This is a genomic window from Glycomyces sp. NPDC050141 (assembly GCF_055586545.1).
Window position 1 is genome coordinate 1 of sequence record NZ_JBVJHZ010000011.1, and the last position, 25,917, is coordinate 25,917.

General features: G+C 70.2%; 20 protein-coding genes and 1 tRNA gene. 8 read left to right on the forward strand and 13 right to left on the reverse strand.

Annotation, left to right across the window (positions count from 1 at the left end; all coding sequences use genetic code 11):
- Positions 1-130: 130 nt before the first annotated feature.
- The gene (locus ACZ60M_RS09155) at positions 131-2,311 is read right to left on the reverse strand and encodes an Hsp70 family protein (protein ID WP_465416297.1); all 2,181 of its coding nucleotides are present in this window, start codon (positions 2,309-2,311) and stop codon (positions 131-133) included.
- Between the two features lie 102 nt (positions 2,312-2,413).
- Between ACZ60M_RS09155 and ACZ60M_RS09160 the strand changes: the two genes are divergently transcribed.
- Positions 2,414-4,867 carry an Hsp70 family protein gene (locus tag ACZ60M_RS09160; RefSeq protein ID WP_465416299.1) on the forward strand — a complete coding sequence of 818 codons (2,454 nt, stop codon included), beginning with the start codon at positions 2,414-2,416 and terminating at the stop codon, positions 4,865-4,867.
- A 75-nt stretch (positions 4,868-4,942) separates the two neighbouring features.
- On the opposite strand, the gene ACZ60M_RS09165 is transcribed toward ACZ60M_RS09160, so the two are convergent.
- Positions 4,943-5,362 (reverse strand): SgcJ/EcaC family oxidoreductase, encoded by a 420-nt coding sequence (locus ACZ60M_RS09165; RefSeq protein ID WP_465416301.1) that lies wholly within the window; start codon positions 5,360-5,362, stop codon positions 4,943-4,945.
- Between the two features lie 181 nt (positions 5,363-5,543).
- Here ACZ60M_RS09165 and ACZ60M_RS09170 point away from each other — a divergent pair, with 181 nt between their 5' ends.
- Positions 5,544-6,587, forward strand: coding sequence for a sigma-70 family RNA polymerase sigma factor (locus ACZ60M_RS09170; protein ID WP_465416303.1), 1,044 nt, complete (start codon positions 5,544-5,546; stop codon positions 6,585-6,587).
- Positions 6,588-6,670: 83 nt separating this feature from the next.
- On the opposite strand, the gene ACZ60M_RS09175 is transcribed toward ACZ60M_RS09170, so the two are convergent.
- The 7 genes from ACZ60M_RS09175 to ACZ60M_RS09205 all read right to left on the reverse strand — a co-directional run bounded on the left by ACZ60M_RS09175 (position 6,671) and on the right by ACZ60M_RS09205 (position 13,730).
- The gene (locus ACZ60M_RS09175) at positions 6,671-8,569 is read right to left on the reverse strand and encodes a beta-propeller domain-containing protein (RefSeq protein ID WP_465416305.1); all 1,899 of its coding nucleotides are present in this window, start codon (positions 8,567-8,569) and stop codon (positions 6,671-6,673) included.
- A 131-nt stretch (positions 8,570-8,700) separates the two neighbouring features.
- A complete protein-coding gene (locus ACZ60M_RS09180; RefSeq protein WP_465416307.1) occupies positions 8,701-9,543 on the reverse strand; it encodes a carbohydrate ABC transporter permease in 843 nt (280 codons plus the stop codon).
- Complete coding sequence (locus tag ACZ60M_RS09185; protein WP_465416309.1) at positions 9,540-10,508, reverse strand: carbohydrate ABC transporter permease; 969 nt, start codon at positions 10,506-10,508, stop codon at positions 9,540-9,542. The genes ACZ60M_RS09180 and ACZ60M_RS09185 overlap by 4 nt, the downstream gene beginning before the upstream one ends.
- Positions 10,509-10,513: 5 nt before the next feature.
- On the reverse strand, positions 10,514-11,794 hold the full coding sequence (locus ACZ60M_RS09190) for an extracellular solute-binding protein (protein ID WP_465416310.1): 1,281 nt from the start codon (positions 11,792-11,794) through the stop codon (positions 10,514-10,516).
- A gap of 219 nt (positions 11,795-12,013) precedes the next feature.
- Positions 12,014-12,087 (reverse strand) — tRNA-Gly (locus ACZ60M_RS09195).
- Positions 12,088-12,216: 129 nt separating this feature from the next.
- Positions 12,217-13,056, reverse strand: coding sequence for a S1 family peptidase (locus tag ACZ60M_RS09200; RefSeq protein ID WP_465416312.1), 840 nt, complete (start codon positions 13,054-13,056; stop codon positions 12,217-12,219).
- A gap of 203 nt (positions 13,057-13,259) precedes the next feature.
- Complete coding sequence (locus ACZ60M_RS09205) at positions 13,260-13,730, reverse strand: GNAT family N-acetyltransferase (protein WP_465416314.1); 471 nt, start codon at positions 13,728-13,730, stop codon at positions 13,260-13,262.
- 457 nt (positions 13,731-14,187) lie between these two features.
- Between ACZ60M_RS09205 and ACZ60M_RS09210 the strand changes: the two genes are divergently transcribed.
- Positions 14,188-15,267, forward strand: coding sequence for a PP2C family protein-serine/threonine phosphatase (locus ACZ60M_RS09210; protein ID WP_465416316.1), 1,080 nt, complete (start codon positions 14,188-14,190; stop codon positions 15,265-15,267).
- A gap of 99 nt (positions 15,268-15,366) precedes the next feature.
- Here the strand turns inward: ACZ60M_RS09210 and ACZ60M_RS09215 are convergent, their stop codons facing one another.
- Positions 15,367-15,510, reverse strand: coding sequence for a hypothetical protein (locus ACZ60M_RS09215; protein WP_465416318.1), 144 nt, complete (start codon positions 15,508-15,510; stop codon positions 15,367-15,369).
- 256 nt (positions 15,511-15,766) lie between these two features.
- Between ACZ60M_RS09215 and ACZ60M_RS09220 the strand changes: the two genes are divergently transcribed.
- On the forward strand, positions 15,767-17,605 hold the full coding sequence (locus tag ACZ60M_RS09220) for an acyl-CoA dehydrogenase (protein ID WP_465416319.1): 1,839 nt from the start codon (positions 15,767-15,769) through the stop codon (positions 17,603-17,605).
- A 56-nt stretch (positions 17,606-17,661) separates the two neighbouring features.
- Here the strand turns inward: ACZ60M_RS09220 and ACZ60M_RS09225 are convergent, their stop codons facing one another.
- Positions 17,662-21,585: a CHAT domain-containing protein gene (locus ACZ60M_RS09225; protein WP_465416321.1), complete on the reverse strand. Its 3,924-nt coding sequence runs from the start codon at positions 21,583-21,585 to the stop codon at positions 17,662-17,664.
- Positions 21,586-21,714: 129 nt separating this feature from the next.
- Between ACZ60M_RS09225 and ACZ60M_RS09230 the strand changes: the two genes are divergently transcribed.
- The 3 genes from ACZ60M_RS09230 to ACZ60M_RS09240 all read left to right on the forward strand — a co-directional run bounded on the left by ACZ60M_RS09230 (position 21,715) and on the right by ACZ60M_RS09240 (position 23,409).
- Positions 21,715-22,140 carry a hypothetical protein gene (locus ACZ60M_RS09230; RefSeq protein ID WP_465416323.1) on the forward strand — a complete coding sequence of 142 codons (426 nt, stop codon included), beginning with the start codon at positions 21,715-21,717 and terminating at the stop codon, positions 22,138-22,140.
- On the forward strand, positions 22,137-22,934 hold the full coding sequence (locus tag ACZ60M_RS09235; protein WP_465416325.1) for a hypothetical protein: 798 nt from the start codon (positions 22,137-22,139) through the stop codon (positions 22,932-22,934). The genes ACZ60M_RS09230 and ACZ60M_RS09235 overlap by 4 nt, the downstream gene beginning before the upstream one ends.
- 160 nt (positions 22,935-23,094) lie before the next feature.
- Entirely contained in the window at positions 23,095-23,409 is a 315-nt protein-coding gene (locus ACZ60M_RS09240; protein ID WP_465416327.1) for a hypothetical protein, read from the forward strand.
- A gap of 93 nt (positions 23,410-23,502) precedes the next feature.
- On the opposite strand, the gene ACZ60M_RS09245 is transcribed toward ACZ60M_RS09240, so the two are convergent.
- Both ACZ60M_RS09245 and ACZ60M_RS09250 read right to left on the reverse strand, forming a co-directional pair.
- On the reverse strand, positions 23,503-23,832 hold the full coding sequence (locus tag ACZ60M_RS09245; protein WP_465416329.1) for a hypothetical protein: 330 nt from the start codon (positions 23,830-23,832) through the stop codon (positions 23,503-23,505).
- 18 nt (positions 23,833-23,850) lie between these two features.
- Positions 23,851-25,389 (reverse strand): hypothetical protein, encoded by a 1,539-nt coding sequence (locus tag ACZ60M_RS09250; RefSeq protein ID WP_465416331.1) that lies wholly within the window; start codon positions 25,387-25,389, stop codon positions 23,851-23,853.
- Positions 25,390-25,593: 204 nt separating this feature from the next.
- Between ACZ60M_RS09250 and ACZ60M_RS09255 the strand changes: the two genes are divergently transcribed.
- Positions 25,594-25,917 carry a hypothetical protein gene (locus ACZ60M_RS09255; RefSeq protein WP_465416332.1) on the forward strand — a complete coding sequence of 108 codons (324 nt, stop codon included), beginning with the start codon at positions 25,594-25,596 and terminating at the stop codon, positions 25,915-25,917.

A 25,917-nucleotide genomic window follows, 5' to 3' on the forward strand; every position in this document is an offset into this window, starting at 1 on the left:
GACGGGGACCCACACCACGAAAAATGGTCCAGAGCAGGGCACCGCGGGAGAAAAAGAGGAAAAAAAAAAAAAAAAAAAAAAAAAAGGACACCCCCCCCCCCCCCCCCCCCTCCCCCCCCCCCCCCCGGAACTAGACGAAGTCCGCCAGGACCGTCGCGGTCTGGAGCAGCAGGTCGTCGCGGACCGCCTCCATGTCCTCGGCGCCGTGCTCCGACGGCGTCGCCAAGACCCAGACCTCGACCTCCATGCGGCCGATGGCGACCTCGGCGTGGAACTCCTGAGGTCCGTCGTTCCACGTGTCCCGCCGGTACGAGAACCCGACGCTCCCTTCATGCGGGAAGTCGTAGTCCTCCACCGACCCGAGCAGCCCGGGCACGAACTCGGACCTTCCGTTGTTGATGCGCGTGATGGCCTCGGACGCGGTGGGCCGAAGGTCGATGCTGACCGTCATGGAAATGTCGCCCGGGTAGTCCTCCGGCGGGCTCGCCGACCAGTAGCAGCCCAGTGTCGGGTGCGGGTTGTCCGGCTCGAACAGCGTGCCGTCGCCGACGTAGGCACTGGTCGACGCGGGATCGACGGCGGCGATGGCGCTCTCGAACAGCGCGACGCTGAAGTCATCGCAGTACGCCTCGACCAGCTCAGGCGCCGGCCCGCTGCTGGACGGCGTCGCCGAAGGCGTGCTGGAGGTTGTCGACGCCGAGTTCGGCTCAGTGTTCGACGTGGTCGTCGCGGGCTGGTCGCCGCCGGAGAGAAGCCTGTTGTCGAAGCCGGAGAAGATCGTGTAGGCGACGGCCGCGAGCAGCAGCAGGACGATGACGATGAGCGCCAGGCTCTCCTCTTTGAAGCGGCGGCGGCGCAGCGGGGCGAACTCGGCCGTCTCGGTTCCGAGAGGCTCAGCCGGGCCGGCTTCCAGGTCCGGTGGCGTCGGTACGCCTTCGGGCCCTTCCGGTTCCGGTTCCGGCTCGGGCAGGGCGGAGGGCGGCGGGGCGGTGACCGGCGCGGTCGCCGGTTCGGAGGCGGCCGGTGGTGTCACGACCGGCGGCAGCGCGCGGGTCGGGTCGGCATCCGGTACGGGAGGCGTCGGTGGAGCGACCGGACCGGGAGCCGACGCGGGCGGCGTCGGGATGTGCGGCGGTGTGGTCGCCGCCGGGGGTTCGGTCGAGTAGGGCGGCGCTGGCGAGTACCCCTGTGCGGGCGGTGTCACCTGCGGAGCCGCGACCGTGTCTACTCGGGCGGCCTCCGGCTCCTCCCATAGGACGCTCCCCTCCGCGACGGCCGTCTCCGGCTGCTCGATCGCGGTGGGCGGCACGCCGATCGCACGGTGCAGGAGGCTCGCGACGAGCGGCATCCGGCTCGCGCCGCCGACGAGGAACACCTCGGCGGGCGCATCCGCGACCCCGACGACCTTGAGCACGGCCTTCGTCAGCCGCACGGTCCGCTCCAGGATCGGGGCGGCCACGCGGTCGAGCTCCCCGCGAGTCAGGTGCGCCTCGATCTCCAGGAGCGGCACCGTGAAGTCGGCCTGCTGGTGCCGCGACAGGTGCTCCTTGGCGGCCCGGATCTCCTGCTGGAACTCCCTGAGCGCCCGCCGCTCGTCGAGCGTCTGCGGGCGCGTCAGGCGATCCCAGCCGTCCCGTTCGCCGTAGACGCCGCCGAAGTACTCGATGATCGCGGCGTCGAGGTCCAAGCCGCCCAGGTCGTTCCGGCCGTCGACCGCGACGGTCTCCAGCCCGGTCGCGGTCCGCCGGACCACGCTCACGTCGCACGTGCCCGCGCCCAGGTCGTAGACGACGATGGCCGCGCCCGGCTCCAGCCGGTGCCGCAGGGCCTCGCTGTAGAACGTCGCGGCGGCGACCGGCTCGGGCACCAGCCGCGCCTGCGGCAGCCCCGCGAGTTCCGCCGCTTCCTGCAGCACGAGTCGGCGGGCCGGGCCCCAGTCGGCGGGAACGGTCAAGGTCACGCGCCCCGGCGGGCCTGCGACGAGTTCCGCTTCGGCGAGCACCGCCCCGAGCACGGCCGCGATGAGCGCGGTGACCGCGTACTCCTCCTCCCCGAGCAGGATCGCCTCCGCGTCCACGTGCCGTTTCGGGTTGGCCTCCAAGCGCTCCGGACGCCACCGGCCGCGCTGGAGAGCGGTCTGCCCGCACACGACCTCCCCGGACTCGGTAGCGAACACCGCCGACGGCAGCAGCGGGGTCCCGCCGAACAGCAGCGGACGGGTCCGGCCGTCGCCGTGCCGGAGCACCGCGACCGTGTGCGAGGTGCCGAAGTCGATGCCCAATGCGGTTGTCGGCGTGAGGGGTACGCGCATAGTCAGATCGTAACGGCCGGTGACCGCCTCCGGGCCGGTGCGGCGCCGCGCTGTCCGTTTTCGCTCTCCCCCTTGCGGTCCTGCGTCGATATAGTGGGCTCCGTGACCCCTCGCCACCTCCTCGGGGTGGACTTCGGCACCTCCCATGTGGTCGCCGCGCTCCGCACCCCCGACGGGCGCACCCGCCCGCTCCTGTTCGACGGCTCCCCGCTCCTGCCCTCCGCTGTGTTCCTCGACGTCGCGGGGGAGACCCACATCGGCCGCGATGCCCTGCGCCTCGCGGTCGGCGCGCCCGACCGGTTCGAGCCGAACCCGAAGCGGCACGTCGGCGACGCCTCGATCCTCCTCGGCGACACCGAGATCGAGATGAGCGCCGTCCTCGCGGCGGTCTTCGCCAAGGTGCTGCGGGCGTCAGCGGAGGAGGCGCCGGTCCCGCCGCCGGTCGTCCTCACCCACCCCTCCACCTGGGGCGAGCGGAAAATCGGCCTGCTCCGCGACGCCGCCGCTACCGCCGGGTTCCCCTCCGTCGAGACGGTCAGCGAGCCGGTGGCCGCCGCCTGCTACTACGAACGCGAACTCGGCCAGCGGATCGGGACGGGCGAAGCCCTCGCCGTTATCGACCTCGGCGGCGGCACTGTGGACATCGCCGTCCTCGCCAGGCAGGGCGTCGGGCCGCCCGCTGTCGTTGTCGAAGGCGGACTCAGCGGCTTCGGCGGCATCGACATCGACGAGGCCGTTGTCGACCACCTGCGCAGCACCGCCCCCGAGAGCGAGGCCGCCTTCTGGGCGGGCGTCGACCAGCCCGAGACCGATCGCCAACGGCGCGAACGCAACCAGGTCTGGACGGAGGCCCGCGAAGCCAAGGAGATGCTTTCGCGCGCTTCCACCGCGCCCATCGCCCTCCCCGGCCGCGACACGACCGCTCACCTCACCCGCACCGAGCTCGAGGCCATCGCCGCACCGCTGCTGGTGCCCGTCACGGCCGAACTCGCCCGGGTTCGTGAGCGAGCTGCATCGGGCGGACACGAACTCGCCGCGATCTTCCTCGTCGGCGGCGCGGCCCGGATGCCTTTGGCCGCCAGCGTCATCCACCGGTCCTCGGGGATCGCCCCGGTCCTGATCGAACGCCCCGAGCTTGTGGTGGCCGACGGCGCGGCCCGATTCGGCGACTCGGACCCGGCCGTCGAACGCCCCGAGCTCGGAGCGACCACGGCCTCGGTTGGAGGCACGACCACCGCCCCGGCCGGGCATGGCGCGATCGGCACGGGCGCGGGCGCGATCGGCGCGGGCGTGGACACTGGCGCGGCGACCGCGCTGAACGGAGCGGCCTCGACCGGCTCCGACGGGGCGACTGCGAACGGCGCGGCCCTGACCGACCCCGGCGAGACCACCGCCCCGGACCCCGGAACCCCCGGACCGGTCACGCCCCTGAACCTCAGCCTCACCCCGCCTTCCACTGGGGCGCAACCGATCCTGCCCGCCCACCCCCAACGCCCACGCAGACGCCTCGCCATCGCGCCCGCCGCAATCGCGGCCCTCGCCCTCCTCGCGGCCGGCATCTACCTCCCCAACAGCCGCTTCTGGCCAGGCGCCGAACAGGGGCCGGTCTCGGGCGCCATAAGCACCACCGCGGGCACGGTCTGCGACGAGGCGGTCCCGGCCTTCCCCGAAGGCGCGACCGGCCTCCTGCGCGGCCCCCACTTCGAACTGCGGCCCTCCTGCGCCGGAACCCTCACACCCACCGAGGCCGAGGCGCTGGCCTGGCTCATCGAGGACCTCCCCGTGCTCGAACCCGACCAGCGCCTGGCCGTCGTCCACTTCGAAGCCGCCGAGCAGACGCTCGACCTGCCCGCCGACAGCGTGTACGAGGTCGTCACCGAGATCGTGATCGGCGACCGCACTTGGCAACTCGACGGCGTTCCCGCCGAGGACACCCTCTACTACGGCGTCATCCCCGACGGCGCCCCCGCCGCCGTGACGGTCACCGACGCGGACCGCGCGCAAACCGTCGACCTCGACACCGCTGAAGTCGGGAGCCCGATCCTCGCCTACTACAACGGAGTGTTCGGCGAGCGCCAGTTCACCGTCAAATGGGAGTACGAAGTGGAGTCCGAGGACGGCGAGTGGATCGACGGCAGATGGGATGCCGACGATCCCGCGACCATTACCCGGCAGGCCTTCGACGAGGACCGGGGTTGGCTCTGCGAACCCGAAACGGTGCTGGTGACCGCCGTGTTCGAGGTGCTTCTCGATGACACGGTCGACGAAATGCGATCGGAATTCGATGCGCAACAGCAGTTCTGGATCGTCACGGAGAACGGGCCGCTCCGCCCTGCGCACGTTGACACCGAAGAGCAGTTTCGCGAGCACCAGGACGACGGCTCCGAGGGCAACGTCGCGACCTACACCGCCGAGTTCGAGGTCCCGGCGGACATGACCGTGCTGGAATTCGCCTATGAACCGTCAGAGGCCGTCGAGTTCTACCGCGAAGGCGTATGGCTCTATCCGGTCGGAGGAGTCGATGTCCATTACTACACAGTGGACTACTCGGCCTAGGTCGGCGGCGCCGTCGACAGCCCCGCCCCTCGGCGCGAGGCGCCGGGGGCGGGGAGGGGCGGTGCGGCCGCCTGATCAGGCCATGGTCAGCTCGGCCGGGGTGTTCTGGTAGGCCTCGGCCAGCCAGGTGTCGTTGCGGCGCACCATGATCCAGGTCGCGATCACGAGCCGGTCGGACGGCACCTCGGTCTCGCCGGGGAACAGGATGCCCGACTCGGTGTAGACGATCGCGGTGTCGTCGCCCGGGAACCGGACGTTCAGCACCTTGTTCACAGTGGACGTGCCCTTCAGCGGACCGCCGAAGGCGGCCGACATGCTCTCGCGGATCTCCTCGCGCGAGCGCCGGTAGGAACCGGCCATGATCGCGGTGGCGTCCTCGGTGTAGTGGCCGGTGACGAACGCGTCGGCGTCGCCCGCCTCCCAGGCGTCGTAGACGCCCTTGAGCACCTGGAGGATCGCGGTCTCGTCGGCGGAGTTTGTCTGGTTCGCGCTCATGGTGTTCCTCGTTTCACGGGTTCACGGACCGCCGCTGTCTGCGGCGTCGGGGATACATACCGGCAGCGGGGCCCGAACTCATCGCGGCGGCGAAGATTTTCTGAGCGACTTTTTGAGCAGTGCCGTGTCGCACCCCCGCGGTACGGTCCAACGCGAGCCAACGGAGGGGAGGCGGGGCGGCATGGCGAAGACGAAGGTGCAGTCGGAGGATTTCGAAACGCCTGGTGGAGTGACCGGCGGGCAGTCCGGCAGCGTGCCCGGCCCGGAGCTGACGGCGGACTTCGACCGCGAGGCCGAGCCGTACCGGCCCGAACTGCTGGCCCACTGCTACCGGATGCTCGGCTCGGTCCAGGACGCCGAAGACCTCGTGCAGGAGACCTATCTGCGGGCGTGGCGCGCCCGCGAGCGCTACGACCGGACACGTAGTTCGCTGCGGACCTGGCTGTACCGCATCGCGACCAACGCCTGCCTTACCGCGTTGGAGGGCCGCAGCCGCAGGCCGCTGCCTTCGGGGACCGTGCCTGAGCGACGGCCGCTCGACCCGTTCGTCCACGGCGGCGACGCCACCTGGCTGCAGCCGATCCCCGATTCGATGCTGCGCCTTGACGACCCGGCCGGGGCGGCCATCGACCGCGGCAGTCTGCGCTTGGCGTTCGTCGCCGCGATCCAGCACCTGTCGGCGCGCGAGAGGGCGACTTTGATCCTGCGGGAAGTGCTCGACTTCTCGGCCGCTGAGACTGCGGATGTTCTCGGTATGACTACCGCTTCGGTGAACAGCGCGCTGCAGCGGGCGAGAGTGCGGTTGCGCCAGGCGGGGGTGCTGGAGGACGAGGTCGCTGAACCTTCGCGGGCTGACCAGCGGGACTTCGTCGAGCGGTACATGCGGGCCTTCGAACGGGCGGACCTCGTGGGGCTCAAGCGGCTTCTAGCGGACGACGTCATCATGGAGATGCCCCCGATGCTCAACTGGTTCACCGGCCGCGAGAACTATGGACAGTTCATGGACTGGATCTTCGACATCCCCGGAGTGCAGTGGCGGCTTGTCCCTATCGCGGCGAACGGCCAGCCGGGTTTCGCTGCTTACTGGGACGGTGAGGGTGTTGCCTTCCAGCTGCACACGGTCCAGTTCTGCACCGTTGGTGCGGTGGGCATCAGCCGTACCACTGTGTTTCAGGGCGCCGAGGTCTTCGCGGCGCTAGGTCTGCCCGACCGAATCGAACCCTGATTTCGCGCGAGAACCCAGGGGCCGCGCAGAGGGCCCGCACCGCCACCCGAAAGCAGTGCGGGCCCTGTCTGTGGGGGCGGGGCCTACCAGCCGACCCAGGCGGTGGACTCGTAGCCGCCGCCCAGGGTGTTGGCCTGGAGGCCCGCGTTCGAGAAGGTCCAGAGCTGATCGCCGATCACGACCGTGCGCATGATCTGCGTGTTGTACGGGTCGGCGCCAGCATCGCCGTGGTCGATCCAGGCGGCCTCGGTGAGGGTGTCGGCGCCGATCGCCAGGACCACCACGCCCGAGCCGTACTCCATGTCCCAGTCAGAGACCGGGAGGACCGCGATCGAGGCGTCCGCCCAATAGAGGAACGCGTGCGGGTCCCATTGGACCCGGGAGTCCGCGCCCTCGCGGTGGTACTGGTCCAGCACCGCCGCCTCGCTTGCGGCAGTGTCGAACAGGCTCACCTGGAGGCCCGTGGTCTGGCCCTCCGGCGTCGCCTCCTGGCCGACCCCGAGGAGCCGGTCCGGGCCGACCGGGTGCAGGTACCCGGAGTAGCCGGTGATCTTGAGTTCGCCGGTCACCACCGGGTTCGCCGGGTCGGAGAGGTCGATCGTGTACAGCGGGTCGGTCTGGCGGAAGGTCACGACATAACCGGTGTCGCCGATGAAGCGGACCGCGTAGATCTGCTCGTCCACACCGAGATCGGTCACCGAACCGGTCTCCTCCAGAGAATCGTCGCCGACCGCGAACACCGTCACCGTCGACTTCGACGGCTCGCTCGGCTCGTCCGGCGCGACCTCCCAAGCGCAGTCGTTCCAGAAACCGCAGTTCCCGCCCGTGGACTGCTCGGTCGTCGCCACCCGCAGGTGCCCGTCGAACTCGCTCAGCGAGTACTGGTTCAGCAGCGTCCCCGGGACGGCCGCCTCGCCGACCAGGCGCGCCTCGCCGCCGTCGAACACGAACCGGTAGATCTCGGTCTCGGCCGTCGCCTCGTTCGCGCCCTCGCCGGCCCACGGGTAGTCGTAGTGCGCCAGGTACAGGCTCTCGGCAGTGCCGTGGACCGTCTCGCCGTCGACCATCACCGTCTGCGGCGACGCCTCGGTCCAGTCCCCGTCGGCGGGCAGCGCGAGCACGCTCACCGAGGACCCGGTGAACCGCTCGGGGTGCGCGATCCGGGTGCAGTCGAGGTCCTGCGACTCGCCGTTCACCGAGAACGACGGCAGCCAGTCCTCAAGCTCGGTGTCCCGGAAGGCCTCCAGGATCTCGCCGTCACCGGCGCTGCCGGACGACAGCCGCTCCCACACCGGCTGGATCTGCGGCGCGGAACCGACCGCCAAACGCACCTCGCCGTCCACCAGCCGGGCGTCCACCATGGACCCTTCCATCGTGAAGATGTCGAGTACGTCAAGGGAGGTCGGGTCGAGCCTTTCGAGGCGGAACTCGCTCACCCACTCGCCGCCGCGCTCCGTCGACAGCGCCGACATCAGCAGCAGCTCGTCGTCGCCGAGGAACAGCTGGTGGTTCCACGCCTCCTCCTGGACCGGCCGCTCCGCCACGACCTCGCCCGAACGCGTGTCCACGACCCGCAGCGCGTCGTAGTCCACCACGGTGTAGATGAACGTCCCGTCGGTCTTCACGATGTCCGGTTCGTCAACGCCTGCAACGGCATTGTTCGTCCCTGAGAACGCGTCGTCACCGGCGGCCTGCGATCCGCCCGACTCTGAACTGGTCGCCCCCGCGTCGGCGGCGAGCTCCTCGCCGCCCCGGGTGAGCATGTCGAAGTCCTGGTTGCCGAGCGCGGTGACCGCCGCGTCCTGAATGCTCTGGAGGGCATCCTCGCAGTCGTCGAACGCGGTCAGCTGCGCGGACACGGGAACCCAAGGGGGCGTGGCGATGTGGATGTCGCCGTTGTCTGGCGGCGAGGAAGAGGTGCACGCGCTGGCGGCGGCGAGGGCCGCGGCCGCGGCGGAGGCGATGAGGAGTCTGGTCTTCATGTCCTTCGGACGCCGCGCCCCTCGGATCGGTTCCCGCCGATATGCGACGGGCCCGCGGGCGTCCAGTCACGGCGAAGCTTGCGAGCCGTAAATTGGCAGAGCGCCCCCGGGCCCGTCTGGAATCGGTCGGTTCACCCCTTGGTGCCGCCCGAGGTCAGGCCGCTGATGAGCTGGCGTTCGGCGAACGCGTAGAAGATCAGCGCGGGGAGCATGGCGAGCATGACGAACGCCAGGACCTTCGCGGTCTCGGTCGCGTACTCGCCCTGGAACTGGGTGACGCCGAGCGGCAGCGTCTGCCAGGTCGGTTTGCTGAGCACGACGAGCGGCAGCAGGTAGGAGTTCCAGGACCCGACGAGCGCGAGCACGGACACGGTGGCGAGCACCGGCCGCGACATCGGCAGGAGGATCTGGAGGAAGAACCGCCAGGGCCCGGCCCCGTCGATCGTCGCGGCCTCTTCGACCTCGGCGGGGATCTGCCGGAAGAAGCTGCGCAGGATGATGATGGTGAGCGGCAGGCCGAACGCGGCCTGCGGGAGGATCACGCCGAACGGGCTGTTGAGCATCTCGAAGGTGCGCAGGATGATGAACAGCGGCAGCACGGCCACCGCGAACGGGAACATCATGCCCGCCGCGAACAGCGTGAAGAGCCCTTCGCGGCCCCGGAACTGGAAGCGCGCGAACACGTACGCGACGGCAGCGGCGGCAGCCACGACGATGAACGTGGAGGCGACTGCGATGAACACGGAGTTGCCGAGCTGGCGCCAGAACGAGCTGTCGACCATGACGTCGGTGTAGTTCTGCCAGTTCCAGGGGTTCGGCAGCCCGAGCGAGTTCTCGCGCAGCTGCTGGTTGTCCTTGAAGCCGCCGAGGAGCGCGAAGAGGATCGGCGTGGCGACGAAGACCGCGCCCGCGAACGCGGCGATGTAGAAACCGGTGTTGCGCAGGAGTCTCCCGCGTCGGGTGTTGACGCTCATGCGCGGCCTCCGTTCGTGATGGAGCCCTGGAGGTCCCGGCCCAGCACGTACCGCTGGTAGATGAGGGCGAAGACGAGGCTGACGAGGAACATGGCGATCGACAGGGCCGAGGCGTAGCCGATCTGGTTGCGCACGAAGCCCTGCTCGTACATGGTGATCGCGAGCGTCTCGGAGGCGTGGAACGGTCCGCCCTTGGTGAGCACGTAGACGAGGTCGAAGAGCTGGACGGTGCCGATCACCGAGAGGAACACGGTGATGCGGATGGTGGGTCCCATGAGCGGCAGGGTGATGTGGCGGAAGAGCTGCTTCCCGGTGGCACCGTCCACTTTGGCGGCCTCGTAGAGCTCTTCGGGGATGTTCTGGCGCCCGGCCAAGTACAGGATCATGTGGAAGCCGAAGAACTTCCAGGTGAGAATCCCGAAGATCACGAAGATGACGATGGCGCGGTCGGAGAGCCAGCCGATGCGGTCGTCGAAGCCGAGCCCGGCGAGCAGGGAGTCGGCGAAGCCGCGCCGCGGCGAGAAGATCAGTCCGAAGAGGACGGCGGTGACGGCCTCGGTGAGGATGTACGGCACGAAGAACAGGAGCCGGAACGCGGTGCGGCCGGGGAAGTTCTGGTGCAGGAGCATCGCGAGGCCGAACGCGAGCGGGAGCTGCACGGCGATCGAGAGGATCGTGATGAGCGCGATCCGCCACATGTCGCCGAGGAACACCTCGTCGCCGAGCAGGGTCTTGAAGTTCTCCAGGCCGATGAACTCGGTGGGGAGCCCGCCGAGCCCGTTCCAGCGGAAGAACGCGGTGTAGGCCGCGAACAGGACCGGGAAGAGCACGAAGAGCGCGAACAGGATCAGGGCCGGAGCGATGAACACCGTCAGCGTCCCGGCGCTCGGCCTGCGGCCGTGCCGCTTCGTGCGGGGAGCGCCCCCGGCGCCGGTGGTCACCGGCGCCGGGGGCTTGGTGCCCACTGCTGTCACTGCTCGGCCGCCCAGGCCGCGTTGACCATGTCGACGAACTCCTGGGGGGTGAGTTCGCCGAGGATGAGGCCCTGCGAGGCGTCGTTGATGGTGGAGCCGATCGACGGCGGGTAGGCCTGGTCGAGGTACAGCTGCGTGTCGGTGGCGGTGGCCATCGCGTCGATCACGGCCTGCTGCTCGGCGTTCGGCTCGGGCAGCACCGCTTCAGGATTCGCGGCCACTGTGGACATGTTGCCGTCCTTGACCGAGCGCGCCTGGTTCTCCTCTTCGAGGAGGTAGCACATGAACTCCTCGATCTCCTCGGGCGCTTCGGCACCGGCGGCGAAACCGCCGCCGCCGCCGAGGAACTCGGTGGCCGCACCCGGAGCGCCCTCAACGGACGGGAACGGGAAGAAGCCGAGGCTGTCGCCGATGCCCTCGGTGCCGGAGGCGTCGCGCTGGACCTGCGGGCCCCACTGGCCCATGAGCTCCATCGCGGCGATGCCCTCGCCCATGTGCGCGGCCTGGCCGTCGGCCTCGCCGTACGTCGCGGACTCGTGGCCCTCCTGGAAGGGCTCCATGGCGGCGAGGTCGGCGAGCATCTGCCCGGCCTGGACGAACGCCGGGTCGGAGAAGTCCCCGGCCTCGGCCGCGGCGGCGAGGCCGTCGAGGCCAGCCAGGCGCATCACGAGGTACGTCCAGTAGTAGTGGATCGGCCACTTGTCGCCGCCGCCGAGCGCGATCGGGGTGATCCCGGCTTCCTTGAGCGCCTGGACGGCAGCGGTGAACTCGGTCCAGGTCGTCGGGGTCGCGGTGATCCCGGCCTGCGCGAAGAGGTCCTTGTTGTACCAGAACCCGACGACGCCCTGGTCGAACGGGATCGCGTACAGCTTCCCGTCGATCGTGTAAGCCTCCAAGGCGACCGGGTTGACGAGGTCGAGGCAGGAGAGCCCCGAGATGTCGCGCACGAGCCCCGCCTCGACCTGCTCGGCGAGCACGCCGCCGCCCCAGGTGTTGTAGAGGTCGGGGAGGTCCCCGGCCTGGGTCTGGGTGGCGAGGCGGGTCTTGAAGTCCTCGACCTCGATGGCGGAGGTCTCGACGGTGAGGCCGGACTCCTCGCTCCACTCGTCGGCCATCGCGGCCCAGGTGGATTTCATGGGGTCTTCGTTCTGGATGTGCCAGAAGGTGACGTCGGCGTCGCTCTCGCCGCTGTCGCCGCACGCGGCGGTGCCCAGCGCAAGCATGGCGGCCGTGCCGGCGGCCACCAGGGCCCGCGGCCGGAGCAGGGGATTTCGCATCGTTGCTCGTCCTATCGATGGATGAAGGGTGCTCCGAAACTTTCGGGGAAAGTATCGGAAATTATCGATGCGGTCATACTACCCGTGACCAGTCCGAATGTGAAGAGGGTCTCTGTTACCGCTCGCCTTTGCGGCACAAGGAACATCGATGCAGGTCAATGACGTGAGGGCGCGTGGAATGCGAAACGGCCGCCCGTGAACCGGACGGCCGTGAACTTCTGGAGCGGGTGACGAGAATCGAACTCGCCTCTCAACCTTGGGAAGGTCGCATTCTACCAATGAACTACACCCGCGAACTCTGGCGAACAGAGCCGCTCGAAGTATACAAGGCCGCGGCGGCGGAGCCCGGAGGCCCCGCCGCCGCGGCGTTCAACCAGTGAGACCCGCGGGCCGCCTGCTCTGCGGCCCTGGGCGTCTCGCCGCTACTCCCAACCGGCGATGACCTCGTCGATCGCGTCGTTGAAGTCGGCGACCTCGCCGTACACGCCCGGCTGGTTGGGCTCGGCGCAGCCGTAGCCCCAGCTGACGATGCCCACGAGGACCTGCTCGTCACCGGCGGGGGTCATGATCGGCCCGCCCGAGTCGCCCTGGCAGGAGTCCACCCCGCCGTTCTCCAGGTCGCCCGCGCACAGCATGGTCTGCGCGTCGACCTCATCCGGGTAGGCCGCCTCGCAGTCGGCGTCGCTGACGAACGGCACCTCGACCCACTGCGCGGTGGTCGGGAAGCCGTCGCCGGTGTCGCCCCAGCCGGCGGTCTCGAGGACGTCGTACTCCTCGGGTTCGGTGGCGAGCGCGATCGGCTCGACGTCGAGCGCCTCGTCGAGCTTGAGCAGCGCCCAGTCGTTCGACATCGCGATCGGGTCGTTGTAGTCCTCGGCGACGTGGACGGCCGCGACGGAGGTCTCGACGACGTCCTCGGACTCGAGGTCGATCGCGCCGGAGAAGACCACGAGCTCCTCGGGGTCGGTGACGTCCTCGACGCAGTGCGCGGCGGTGAGGACGATGTCCTCGGCGATCACCGTGCCGCCGCAGAACTGCCGCTCGTACGCGGTGCCGTCGCCGGGGGAGCCGAGGCCGACGAGCCAGGGGTACTGGCCGTCGGTGACGTCGCCGCCGCCGATGATCTGGGCTTCGAAGTCGCCCTTGGGTTCGGCGGGCTCCTCCGCGTTGGCGGCGACGCCCGCCCATGCGATGGCGGCCGCGCCGAGACCTGCGGCGACGCCGGCGCCGAGACGGATCAGGTGCTTCCTCTTTCTGTCCACTGTGCATCCTTTCGGGGTGGATGTGAGGGTTGGGCCGTTTGGCCGTCCTAGACCGAAAGACGCAATGAGTCAGATTCACGGTTGCGTGCGGCTAAAAGAACTTTTTTCACTGAATAGTGGCAAAGGTCGCTCAGGGATACGGGAACGGCCGGACAGGCGAACGCCTGTCCGGCCGCGGGCCGACACTTTTCTCTCTTGCTCGTCTACTGCTCGGCGGAACCGAGCTCCTTGCCGAGGTGGATCGAGCCCTCGGTGCACGCGTAGTGCCCGAACGGGGTGACGGGCGCGTACCCGAGCACGCCGTACATCGCGACGGCCTCGGGCTGGCGCGGCCCGGTCTCGAGGATGACCCGCTTGCATCCGGCCTCGGCCGCGGACGCCTCGACGGCGGCCACGAGGAGGCTCGCGAGGCCCTGCCTGCGGGCGTGCTCGCGCACGTACACCCGCTTCATTTCGGCATCGTCCTCGTGGGCGCGCCAGCCGCCGCAACCGGCGGGCTCGCCGGCCTCGTCGTAGGCGACGATGAAATCGCCGTTCGGCGGGTGGAAGTCGTCCTCGCCCAGCTGGGTCTCGTCGCCGCCGCCGTAGCGGCGGACGTACTCCTCCTGGATCTCGGCGCAGAGCAATTGCGCCACAGGGCTGTCGAACCGGGTCCTCGAAAGCGTGTACTGCACGCGTCCAATGCTGACATGGCGCCCTCAAGCGCGCCAGCGCTGTTGATCACGCGCACGGCCTGCGCAAACCCGCCGGAAACCGGCCGATCGGACGAGGTGTAGGAGGCCCGTTCGGCGGCGCGGGCCGACCGAACGCACAGACTTCGCGCTCACCCGCAAGGCGGCGTCCTCCACGGCCGGTATCGCGTTCGCGACCATTACGATCTTCACATCGGCGATGTGAAGACCAGTCCGGCGTCCCGGGCACTCCGTCGCCTCCGAACGCACGCGGGCGCGCGCATCCCTCCGGTTCCGGCCGGGCGCTCCCGGCGGCGCGGGCCCTGCCCGCGCCCGAACCCCCGTGCTGTCCGGAGCTTCCGCGTGCGGAGCTTTTTCGATCGTGCGGGAGACCCGGCCGCGATCCGGTAGGAAGGAGGCATTCACCCATATGCGCACTATGCAGCGACGGAGGCCGCAGATGGCCCGCGCTGACCGCTGGAACGGCTGGTCGGCGCCCTCGGTGCGGACGGCGTTCACCGCCGCGTTCGCGGTCGTGGTGGTCCTGGTGGGCCTGCGCCTGACCGTGCGCGACGACTCGCACGCGGTCTCGTGGCTGGCGCTGCCTCCCCTCGCGGCCTCGGCGTTCCTGCCGTGGCGCTGGGTGGCCGGGGTCGGGCTGGCGAGCATGGCGGCGGCCTTCGCCTACCTCTGGATTCTGTACGACTTCGCGATGGACGGCGTGGCCTCGCACGGCGTGGACTTCCTGGTCGTGGCCGTGGCGGTGGTGATCTCGGCGGCGGTGGCGATCGTCCGCGAACGCGACGACGAGCGCATGAAGCGGCTGACGCAGCTCGCCTCGGTGGTGCAGCAGGCGATCCTGCGGCCGATCGGGGAGCGCTTGGGGCCGTTCGACATCGCGGCGCGGTACGTCTCGGCGCGGTCGGGCGCGGAGATCGGCGGCGACCTGTACGAGGCGCTGAACACCGACTACGGGGTGCGGATCATCATCGGGGACGTGCGCGGGAAGGGCCTGGACGCGGTGCGGCTCTCGTCCACCGTCCTCGGCTCGTACCGGCATGTGGCGTTCGAGCGGTCGGACCAGCGGTGCATGGTGAACGACCTGGACCACGCGGTGGCGCGCAACGCGGGGGACGAGGACTTCGTGACGGCGATCCTCATGCAGGAGCGCGGCGGGACCCTGGAGATCATGAACTGCGGTCACCCGCCGCCGATGCTGGTGCGCGACGGCGTGGCCACCTATCTGGAGCCGGAGTCGATGGCGCCGCCCCTGGGGCTCAGCCCTTCGGCGCGCGAGCTGACGGTGCGGCTGCAGCCGGGGGACCGGATCTTCCTGTACACCGACGGCCTGGCGGAGGCCCGCAAGGACGGGGAGTTCTTCCCGATCCGCGAGCGGGCCTGGAGCCTCATCGGGCACGGCAACGTGGGCGACGGCCTGGCGTCCCTGGAGTCGGCGCTGCGCCGCTGGGTGGGCGGCCCGCTGACCGACGACATCGCGCTGCTCCTCTTGGACTACCGGCCCGACAGCGCCGGGAAGTAGCTCACTCGGGCCGGGAGAGGCGGCACCGGCGCAGGTGCCGCATCCGCGAGATCGACTTGCGGCGCTTGGTGAGGCGGACGGGCAGGTGGCGGCGGAACCTCACTGCGCCCCCTCCTCGGCGGGCAGGGCGAGCGGCATGGGGACGCGGAAGACGCGGTGCAGGACGGGCCTGGCGCGGCGGTGGCGGCCGATGTAGGCGGGCCGCGTGCGCGCGGCGAGGCGGTCGGCGACGGCTCGGATCATGGGGTGCTCCTGGTGGGTTCGCACAGGCGGTCGTTCACCGGGTTCAACGAAGCACGGGTGCGCAGGTTACGGCGGAAGGGCCGGGCGGCGGCGACGATCACCCGATCGAATGAGTGCCGCGTACCGGACCAGTCGGAAACCGGACTGGATTTTCCTGGTGAGACCACTTTTCTCGCGGGCTTCGGCGCGGCATACTTGAGCTAGCTACTGACGGGTAATATGATCAGGGTTACCACCGAGTAATGGAGGACCCGCAATGACGCACTTCCGCCACAACCTTCGAGACCTGGAGTTCAATCTCTTCGAGGTCTTCGGAGCGGACAAGATTCTCGACAACCCGGCCTTCGCGGACCTGGACGAGGCGACCGCCCGCGAGATCCTGGCCGAGCTGGCGCGCCTTTCCCAGGAGGAGCTGTCCTCCGGCTGGGTCGAGGGCGACCGCAACCCGCCCGTGTTCGACCCGGCGAGCCACTCGGTGACGCTGCCCGAGTCGTTCAAGAAGGCCTACAAGGCGTTCATCGACGCCGAGTACTGGCGCCTGGACCTCCCCGAGGTCCTCGGCGGCACCTCCGCCCCGCGCATCCTCTGGTGGTCCCTGGCCGAACTCGTGCTCGGCGCCAACCCGGCGCTGTGGATGTACGCCGCGGGCTCCTCCTTCGCGCACTCCGCCTACATCGAGGGCACCCCCGAGCAGCAGGAGTGGGCGAAGCTCTTCATCGAGAAGGGCTGGGGCGCGACCATGGTCCTCACCGAGCCCGACGCGGGCTCCGACGTCGGCGCGGGCACCACGAAGGCCTACAAGCAGGCCGACGGCTCCTGGCACATCGAGGGCGTCAAGCGGTTCATCACCTCGGGCGACCAGGACATGACCGAGAACATCATCCACTACGTGCTCGCCCGCCCCGTGGGCGAAGAGGGCGTCGGCGGGCCGGGCACCAAGGGCCTGAGCCTGTTCGTCGTACCGAAGTTCCTGTTCGACCCGGCCACCGGGGAGCTCGGCGAGCGCAACGGCGTGAACGTCACCAACATCGAGCACAAGATGGGCCTCAAGGTCTCGGCGACCGCCGAGCTCACCTTCGGCGAGAAGTCCCCCGCGAAGGGCTGGCTCCTCGGCGAGAAGCACGAGGGCATCCGGCAGATGTTCCTCATCATCGAGTACGCGCGGATGATGGTGGGCACCAAGGCCATCGCGACGCTCTCCACCGGCTACCTGAACGCGCTCGACTACGCGAAGAGCCGCATCCAGGGCGCGGACCTGCTCAAGTCCATGGACAAGACCGCGCCCCGCGTGCCGATCATCAAGCACCCGGACGTGCGCCGCTCCCTGCTCATGCAGAAGAGCTACGCCGAGGGCCTGCGCGCGCTCGTCGCCTACACCGCGTCCTGGCAGGACAAGTCCCGCCTGGCCGAGCTCGACGGCGACGAGGACGCGGCCGAGACCGCGAAGAAGGTCAACGACCTGCTGCTCCCGATCGTCAAGGGCTGCGGCTCGGAGCGGGCCTACGAGCTGCTGAGCAGCGAGTCGCTGCAGGTCTTCGGCGGCTCGGGCTTCCTCCAGGACTACCCGCTCGAGCAGTACGTGCGCGACGCCAAGATCGACACGCTGTACGAGGGCACGACCGCGATCCAGAGCCTCGACTTCCTGTTCCGCAAGATCATCAAGGACAACGGCGAGTCGCTCATGGTCGTCGCGGGCGAGATCATGGAGTCCACCCAGGACGGCCACCCGGCGCTCGAAGCGGTGCGCGGCAAGGTGCTGCGCGCGCTCGGCGACGTCCAGGGCATCCTCGAGGCGCTCCAGCCCGCGCTCATGGCCGCGATGGGCGACGAGCCCCGCGAGCTGTACAAGGCCGGCCTGCACTCGCGCCGCCTGCTGCTGGCCGTCGGCGACCTCATGGTCGGCTGGCTGCTGTTGCGCCAGGCCGAGATCGCCCAGGCCAAGCTCGACGCTGGAGCGGACGACGACTTCTACCGCGGGAAGGTCGCGGCCGCGACGTTCTTCGCGAAGGAAGTCCTGCCGCGCCTCACCGCCGACCGCAAGATCGTCGAGGCCGCGGACCTGACCGCGATGGACCTCCCCGACGAGGCCTTCTAGCCGCACTGCCTACGGCGGCCGCTCTCCCGAGGGCGGCCGCCGTTTCCATGTCTTCCTCAGGCGCCGTAGTGGATCCAGGACGCCCACATGTGCGGCGCCCGGCCCAGGCCCTGGGCGCGCAGGCCCGCCTGCGCTGCGTGGACCGCCCGCGCCGACTCGCCGAGGTCACCGTCGAGGGCCGTGTAGAACCGCTCCGCGAACTCCGGCGAGTGGCTGTCGAGGACCGGCCACAGGGTGCCGACCGCGTACGGGAAGCCCGCGACCTGGCACGCGGCGGCCAGGTGCAGCGACTCGTCGAGGAGGGTCCCCTCGGTCGCCTGCGCGGTGCGGCACGCCGAGAGGTACGCGAGGCGCCGCCGCTCCAGGCGCAGCTGCGACAGGTCGCCGACGGTGAGCGGCGCGGTGGCGTGGTCGTGGAGCACGAACCCGCTCGCGGCCGGGTTCTGGGCGTCGTTGTGCGCGTGGCACACGAAATGCGCGATGTCGCTGCGGCCCAGCAGCTCCAGGACGTTAATGCGGTTGGCTTCAGCGCCTGAGAGGACGTCTTCGAAGACGCCCGGCGCGGCCCGATGGAGCCGCGCGACCTCGTCCCGGGCGTACGGCAGCGGCGGGAACCCTTTCGCGTGCTCGACCGCCGCCACGAATCCTTGCAGCCCTGCGGCTCCGGTCTTCGCGGCCTGGGACCGCGAGTGCAGCAGGTGCCGGATCGTCGGCGTGTACGAGGACACGACCCGGTCGGCGGTGAGGACCGGTTCGGGCGCACCGTAGTCGGCGGCAGCGTGCAGCGGCAGCAGCCCGAGCATCCCGCCGGGCGCCCACCACAGGCGCGGGCAGTCCGCCGCTTCCGTTGGGCTGTAACCGAGGTGGTCGAGGACCGGGCCGGTGACGGCCTTGTGCAGCCAGGTGAGCGAAGCGAGCGCGGCCTGCTGGAACTGGTCGGCCTTGTCGAAGTCCTCCGCTTCGGGCCCGTAGAGCCCGTTCACCGCCTGCACGAACGCGTTGACGGCGAGGGTCGCGCCCGCGAGGGTCGCCTCGGGCAGGTGCAGCCGCTCGATGCCCCCGGGCCGGGCGATGAGGGCGTGGCTGCCGAACCGGCTGAGGTTCAGGGCCACGATCGGCCCCTCGGCGGCGGCCGCCCGCATCTGCTCCGCAGTCGGCGGGTCGCCGAACCCTTCGAAGCCCTCCACCGCTTTGACCTGCGCCGTAATGGCTTTCAGCTCCTCGGCGGCCTGGTGCCGCCACTCCCGGTCGGTCGCCGACGACCCCGCGGCGTCGTCGGCGGCGAGCGTCGCGGTCAGCTCCTCATAGCGGGCCGCCAGTTCCGGTGCGGCGCTGTGCAAGTCCGTGAGTTCCCGCCGGGAGTCGATGATCTGGTTCTGCAGCACCGAACGCCCGCCCTCAAGCAGCCGCAGCGCGTACTCGTCCACTGCGGCGCCCTCCTTCTCGGTGAGCGCCAAAGCGACCGCGTCAGCGGTGATCCCGCTGAACTGCTGCAGGTACTCCATGCGCCGGTCCGGCCGGACGTGCCGCGACGCCGCCGACGGCACGAGCCCCACCGCGATCGCCAGGAACGGCCGGGCCGCCGCCGGTCGGCGTGCCGCCTTCAGGAGGTCGACGGCGGTGAGCGCCGCCCTGATCCGCGTCGCGGGCGACAGCGACTCGTCGCCGATCGTCTCGAGCTGGCCCGCCAGTTGCGGTGCGAGGGAGGCGACCTGGGTGGCGTGCGCCTCCTGGTCGCCGTCGCGTTCGGCCATGATGAGCAGCATCGCCTGCGCCCGCGCCATCAGCAGCCGCAACGGGTGCTTGACGTTCGCGGGCAGACCGTCGTCTTCGAGCGCCGCACGGCCCCGCTCGATGAATTTCGCGATCTGCTCGGCGTCCTCGACCATCGAAGCCCGATGCCCTTCAAGAACCAGCTTCGCGAGCATCGTCAACCGGTGTGCGTACTCGCCCGCAGGGAGCAGCCGCTCCTGGCGTTCCAGCTCCGCGATGCCCTCGTCGATCCGCCGTGTATCGCCCGCCAGCGCCGCAGCCGGGTCGGCTTGCGCCAGCAGGAACGCATCGACGACGCCCTTGGGGATCATGCCGAGCCTTGCGACCGTCGCCTCGTCGGGCGCCTGCTCGGCGAGACCGGCCAACGCGCGCGCCCCCTCGAGCATCGAGAGGAGTTCGGCGATGGTCTGCCCGGTGGTCGACCCCGCGTCGAACCGGCTCGGCTGGGCGATGACCTCGGGAGGCGGCACCCGCTCGGCGGTGAGCGCTTCGAGCCGCTCCCGGATCTCCGCGGCGGTCGGCGCGGCGTCGAGGAGACCGGCGCCCGTGTCAGTCGGGAACTCGCGGCCGAGCGCCGCAGCATGGTCGAGGTCGGCCGGGTTGCCTATCCTGTTGTAGCGGAAGGTCAGCAGCAGCGCGAGCCGGGCGGCGGCCCGCCGCGCGTCCTCGGGTGCGGTTGCCAGCGACATCGCCTGGCCGAGCAGCGAGATCGACTCGTTGAGGATCTCGAACCGGGTCTCGTCCTCGGCGAACTTGAACGACAGGAGCTCGCCGAGCTCGATGAGCGTCCCGACCCGCATCTCGGCGTCGAACGCCTCGGATTCGAGACTGGAGCGCAGGAGCGCCTCCAACTGGGCCATCGCCGCCTCGGGATCGGGCTCCTCCATGACGCCGCGCATCTGCTCGAAACCGTCGATGAAGCCGCGCAGCTCCGGCACTATCTCCGCCAGCTCCGGGTCGCCTTCGGCCATGCCGATCAGCTCCGACATCAGATCACCCATGTGCTGGAAGTCGTCCTGCTCAGGGACGGTTTTCGAGGTCTGTACTGCGAACCGCTGCGCCTCCGCGAGCCGCACCAGCAGGCGCAGCCGCCCCCGCAACTCCTCGTCGAGCTCGGGGAGGCCGACGACCCGCTCGGCGAACGCCGCGAACGGGCCGACGGCCGCCGCGTCGTCTTCGGCGGACGCGGCGAGGACCGCGACCAGCTGCTCGACCGTCCCCCGGATCACCTCGGGCACCGCCGGGGCATCGCTGCCGGAAAGCAGCTCGAGCTCACCGGGGAGCGCCGCCAACGCCGCCTCGTCGCCGCCGGAAGCCAGCAGCGCCAAGGCGATCACCAACTGCTCCCGCAGCCGACGCGGCGGATCGAACTCCGCCGACGACTCGACCTCCCGGAACAACCGGACCGCCTCCGCCGCATCCGACACCGACTCCGCGTGCTGCGCACGGAAACTCAAAGCGGCAGCCAGCGCCGCCACGGCACGGTGCCGCTGCTTCGAACCCTCCGGTGCGTACTCGACAGCCTCACGGGCCCAGGAGACCGCCGTGTCGAGGTCCCCGTCCTGCGCGGTCCCCTCATGGAACCGCTGCGTCACGGCACCGCCCGCGAGCGCCAGCACCGCCGCCCGGCCCGGATTGTCCGGCGTCAGCGCGGCGACCGCCCCCGCCGCCACGGCCACGAGCGTGTCGAGCAACTGCGGATCGCCCGACTGCGCGAACGCCTCCTTGAGCGCGTCGCGGGCCGCGACCAGCCGCGGCAGGAAATTCGGCGAGAGCGGCGGCGTCACCTCCATCATCCGCAGGTGAACGGCCGCAAGCGCACGCGGATCGGACTCGTCCACCGGCACCCCGAACTCACGCCGCACCTCGACCGGATCGGCAATGCGCTCGGCGAGCAGCGACAGGGCCGCCGCAGGCAAAGCGCTGATGTCATCCGCCAACAGCAAGCAGGGCAGCAGCACCTGCGCCATGGCCACGAAATCGGCGTCACGATCCCCTTCAGCCCCTTGCGGCATCGTGCACACCCGCAGCCAATACCGCCATGCCAGCGCCGTCAGCGCCTCCATATCCTCCGACGAAAACTCGAGAAGGCTGAGCAGCCGCTCCGCCTCCCCGTCCGACCCGGAATCATTGGCGGCGGCGGCAATGCGCGCCGACTCGGCCCGCAAAGCAGCGGCGATCCTGTCGCGTTCAAGCGAGGAGTCCATCGAACCAACATAGCGGCGAGACACACGCGGCACAGTCCCCGGTAGGGCGAAACAAATTGGTGCGCAACCCATTCGCGACACACCGCTAAGATGATCAAGGATGCCCCTGTCTCCGGAATGCGAGCGCGCATGAGCGACAACGACGAACTGCTGCCCAAACAACTCGGATACGTCTGCGGAAACGCCGCCAAAATGAGCCGAAGACTCACCGAGAAAGGCGCCGAAGACTGGATCGCGAAATACCGCGAAGGCGCCATCGAACTCGAACCGATGCTGCAGCGCATCGGACACGACCTCGCACTCCACACCCATACGGCCTGGACCGGCAGCGGCAGCCGCGGACCCGCCGACACAAGCCCCGAAGCTATGGGCGGCTTCCCCCGAGGTACCGAATCGGGCCGCATGGAACCGCATTTCAACTGCCCCCGCCCCGAAGGCAGACAATGCACCCGCTCGGAACCGATGCGGTCTAAAAGCGACGGCGACCGGCCCCGATGCGCCCTCGCCGACACCGAGATGCGCTGGGGCGGAAACTTCGGACCGGTCCGGCCATGACGACCTTCCTCGGCGACCTCGCAGGCCGCATGAGCGAACGCTGGGTCACCACCGCGACCCTCCCCGGCCTGGCCTTCCTGGCCGCAGCGGCGACCGCGTTCGCCATGGGCCACCGCCTCGACGCGGCCGCCCTCCGCACCCGGATCGAAGCGCTCTCCCGACTCGAGCACCTGAGCGCCGGCGCGGCCGTCGTCCTCATCGCGGCGGTCCTCGGCGCCGCGCTGGCGGCCGGGGCGTGCGCGCTCGCGATCGGGCGGGCGCTCGAGCGGCGCTGGTTCGCGGGGAAGGCGCGGTTCCGTTGGCTGCCACGGCGTTGCAAGGCGGCGGTGCGGAGGCTGCTGCCGAGGTACGTGCCGCTGGTGCGGGTGTTCGATGCGGCTTGCGTCCGGCTCGAACGGGAGCGGGGCGTGATCCTGGCGCACGTGTGGCCGGTCCTGTGGCTGTCGCTCCCCGATACGGCGCGCGGCGAGGTCGTGCTGGCGCGGGGCAGCCTGCGCGGCGGTGCGGTCGCGCTCGGCTGGGGCCTCCTGTACTTGGTGCTCGGTGTCTTCTGGTGGCCCGCGCTGCTTATCGCGTCGGCCCTGTGGTGGATCGGCATTGTGCGCAGCCGAAGCGGCATGGCCGACTATCTGCGTGCGATCAACGCCGCGGTGGTGCTGCATTCGCCGGAGCTCATCGAGAAGTTCGGGTTGGGTCCGAGCGCGCCGCCCACTCGGGAGAGCTATGCGCGGCTCACTGCGTTCGTGCAGGAAGGATTCGCCTGGGAATGGGTGAACCGCGACCCGGAAAAGTGATCATGGAACAGTCCCGGCCAATTCATTTCCAGCGGGGATGAATGTGTGAGCGGCGGTTGCACGATCCTTTCGACACCGCCGGGAACGGGGACGGGCCCCCGACTCCGATAGCGCGATCCGGCGGACCGTCCGCATTCATTCGCGCGCGGAAAGGACCGTCATGAACCTCCGTGGCAAGCATTTCCTCATGGGCGTCACCGCTTTCGCCCTGATCGCCCTCGCCCTCCTCGGCCTCGCGGGAACCGGCGCCGCCCCGGCCGGCTCCGCCTGCGAACCGTCCGATGCGACGTGCGTTGACTGGACCGAAGCGTCCGACGTCGAAGCGCGCCGGGGCGGCTCGAACACCGACTCGGACACGGACTCGCGCGGCGGCGGGGTCGTCGTGGTCTTCGGCGTCGGCTGCGTCGGGCTCGTCATCCTGCTGATCATCATCGCGATCGTCAACGCGGCCTCGAACCCCGAACGCCGCGACTAGACCCGGCCGCGAGGAAAGCCTCCCACCGCTGATGCGGTGGGAGGCTTCCTCTTTGGCGTGCGGCCGGTTCTCGTACCGCCCGGCCGCCGCCGTCTAGGCGGTGCCCGCCGAAGGGTCGACCGTCCCGAAGTCGAAGTAGACGGCCGCGGCGTCGTCGCCGCTGGTCGTCTCGGCGAGCGCCGCGTCCAGGCCGTACAGGGTCCCGCGCAGGTACTGCAGGTTCCGCCACATCGCGGCGTGGAACTCCAGGTACTGGCCGAGCGCGTTCTCGGCCGCGCCGGGCGCGGTGCCGAACGCGGGGGCGCGGCTCAGGGTGCCGGTCGCCATGACCGGCAGCAGCTCGTTCTCGAGCTCCTCGATCAGCTCCACCAGGAACTGCCGGTACTCGCCGATCGCCTCGGGGTCGAACACGCGGTCCGCCATGATCTCGCCTTCCCTCGCCTAGTTGTAGGGGTCTTCGTTGGGTTTGACGTAGCCCCAGACGTTCCCGGTCTCGCGGCGGGCCAGGTCCTGCGGCTTGTCGTCGTCCTTCTCGCCGTCCTGCTTCTTGTCGGAGTCCGAACGCTCCGAGCCCTTCCCGGACCGGTTCGATGTCGAGCCCGCGGCCTGGCTCTGCTGGAAGAGCCCGCCGCCGCCACCGCCGCGTGCACCGCTGGTGGAGGCCGTCGTCGCCGTTGTGGTGGGAGTCGTGACGGCCGGCCCGAACAGCCCCTGCGGCACCGCGTTCCCGGTCGTCGGCAGCACGCCGCCGCCCGGGCGCCCGCCGCCGCCCGCCCCGAACGAACCGCCGCCGGTCCCGCCCCCGAGCCCGGAGCCGCCGCTCGCCAGACCGCCCGAAGGACCGTCCTCCTCCTCGGCTTCCTCAGCCTCCCAAGGGGTCTCTTCGGTTTTGACGGTTCCGTCGCCGCCCGGGGGCACCGGGCTCGGGTCCTGCGTCGTCTGCGGCTCCACGGGAGTCGCGGGCTGCTCCGCCTCAGGCACCGTCAAATCCATATAGGACGAATCGGCGCTGCTCGGGTACGGACGGTCCGCACCAGTCGTCTGCACCGCTGACAACTCCGCGCTCTGCCCGTCCCGCTTCTCCGCGATCGACTCGTCGATCGCCGCCTGCCGCTCCACGTACGCCGCCAACTCGGCCGCCACCCGCTCCGAGAAGACCTCCTTCGCCTCCTCGCCCACCAGCGCCCGCACGTCCGCGACCAGCGCACCCAGGCCCGACAGCTGCTGGCCCACGCGCTCCTCGATGAACTCCCGCACCTCCGTCGCCAGACCCGTGTCGGCGCCCGCCAGCTCCAAGGCCTTCTCGGCCTCCTCGCACGTCATCGTGATGCAGTCCCCGTGCCACCACGCCGGACGCACATGCAGCGCAACGAGACTCGACCACTCGCCCTCCGTCCCGACCAGCGGCGCCGGAAACGGGATCTCGCCCGAGTCCCCGCCCTGCAGCGTATAGATCGCCGACTCCCGGCCCGCCAGCTCGCCCACGGTCGCTTCGATATCGTCGAGCGCACCCTCCACAAGGGCCCGAGCCTCCCCGGCCTGCACCGCGAACGCGTCGAAATCCTCACCGGCCCAGTGCTCCGACAGCGCCGCCAGCTTCGACTTGAACCGCTGCGGCCACGTCCCGAGCCGCGACCCCACCTCCTCCGACCAACCGGTACGCAAGCGCTGCAACGAGAACGCGTCCGCATCCTCCGGCCGCACCGCCGACACCGCCGCCCGGAAATCCTCCTCCGTCGGATACGCCATGCCCTCGCAGCGCGGCTTGAACCGGTCCCGCTGCCCCTCCACCGGCACCGCCGACGCCAACTGCACCCACGCCTCCTCCGCCGGATGCGCCACCGGATGCGGACACGCCGCCGACGAACACCCGGCACGGTCCCCCGACGCCAGCGCCGACGTGTCGCCGAACGCGATCGTGAACTCGAACGACGGCAGCTCCAGAGAACCGTCCCCGTCCGCGAAAAGCCCATCGGTCATCGGCGGCGCACCTCCTCACGTGACGGCCCGGTCTCCGGGCCTCGATTGCGTGTGCGGCCCATACAAAACGCAGACATCACGAATCCGTCATGGGTTGATCAAGCCCGCGCCGGGACCGACCCGTGACGGGCCGCGCGACAGTACTCCTGACGCCGCCGGGCGTCCGCCCGCGAGGGCGTCGACACCTCGGAGAAGGAGGAGCCCATGACCGTGCACATGGACGTTGACGATGTGCGAACGGGCGGTACCGGCCTGCGCGGCCTGGCCCCGAACAGCCAGGCCGCGTCCAGGCGGGTCGAGCGCCCGGCGGCGACCGCAGCCGAGAACAACACCGGCTTCGCCACCGGCGAGGCCGGCCGCCGCTGGCAGACCGCGCTCGCCGCCGTCGCCACCGGCGTCGAGCGCCGCCTCACCTGGCAGGGCGACCAGGTCATCGGCAGCGCCGACGACCTCGACGCCGCCGACAAGGAGATGAGCGCCCGCTTCGGCGGCATCCAGAACCAGCTCAACACCACGCCGAAGGCCTAG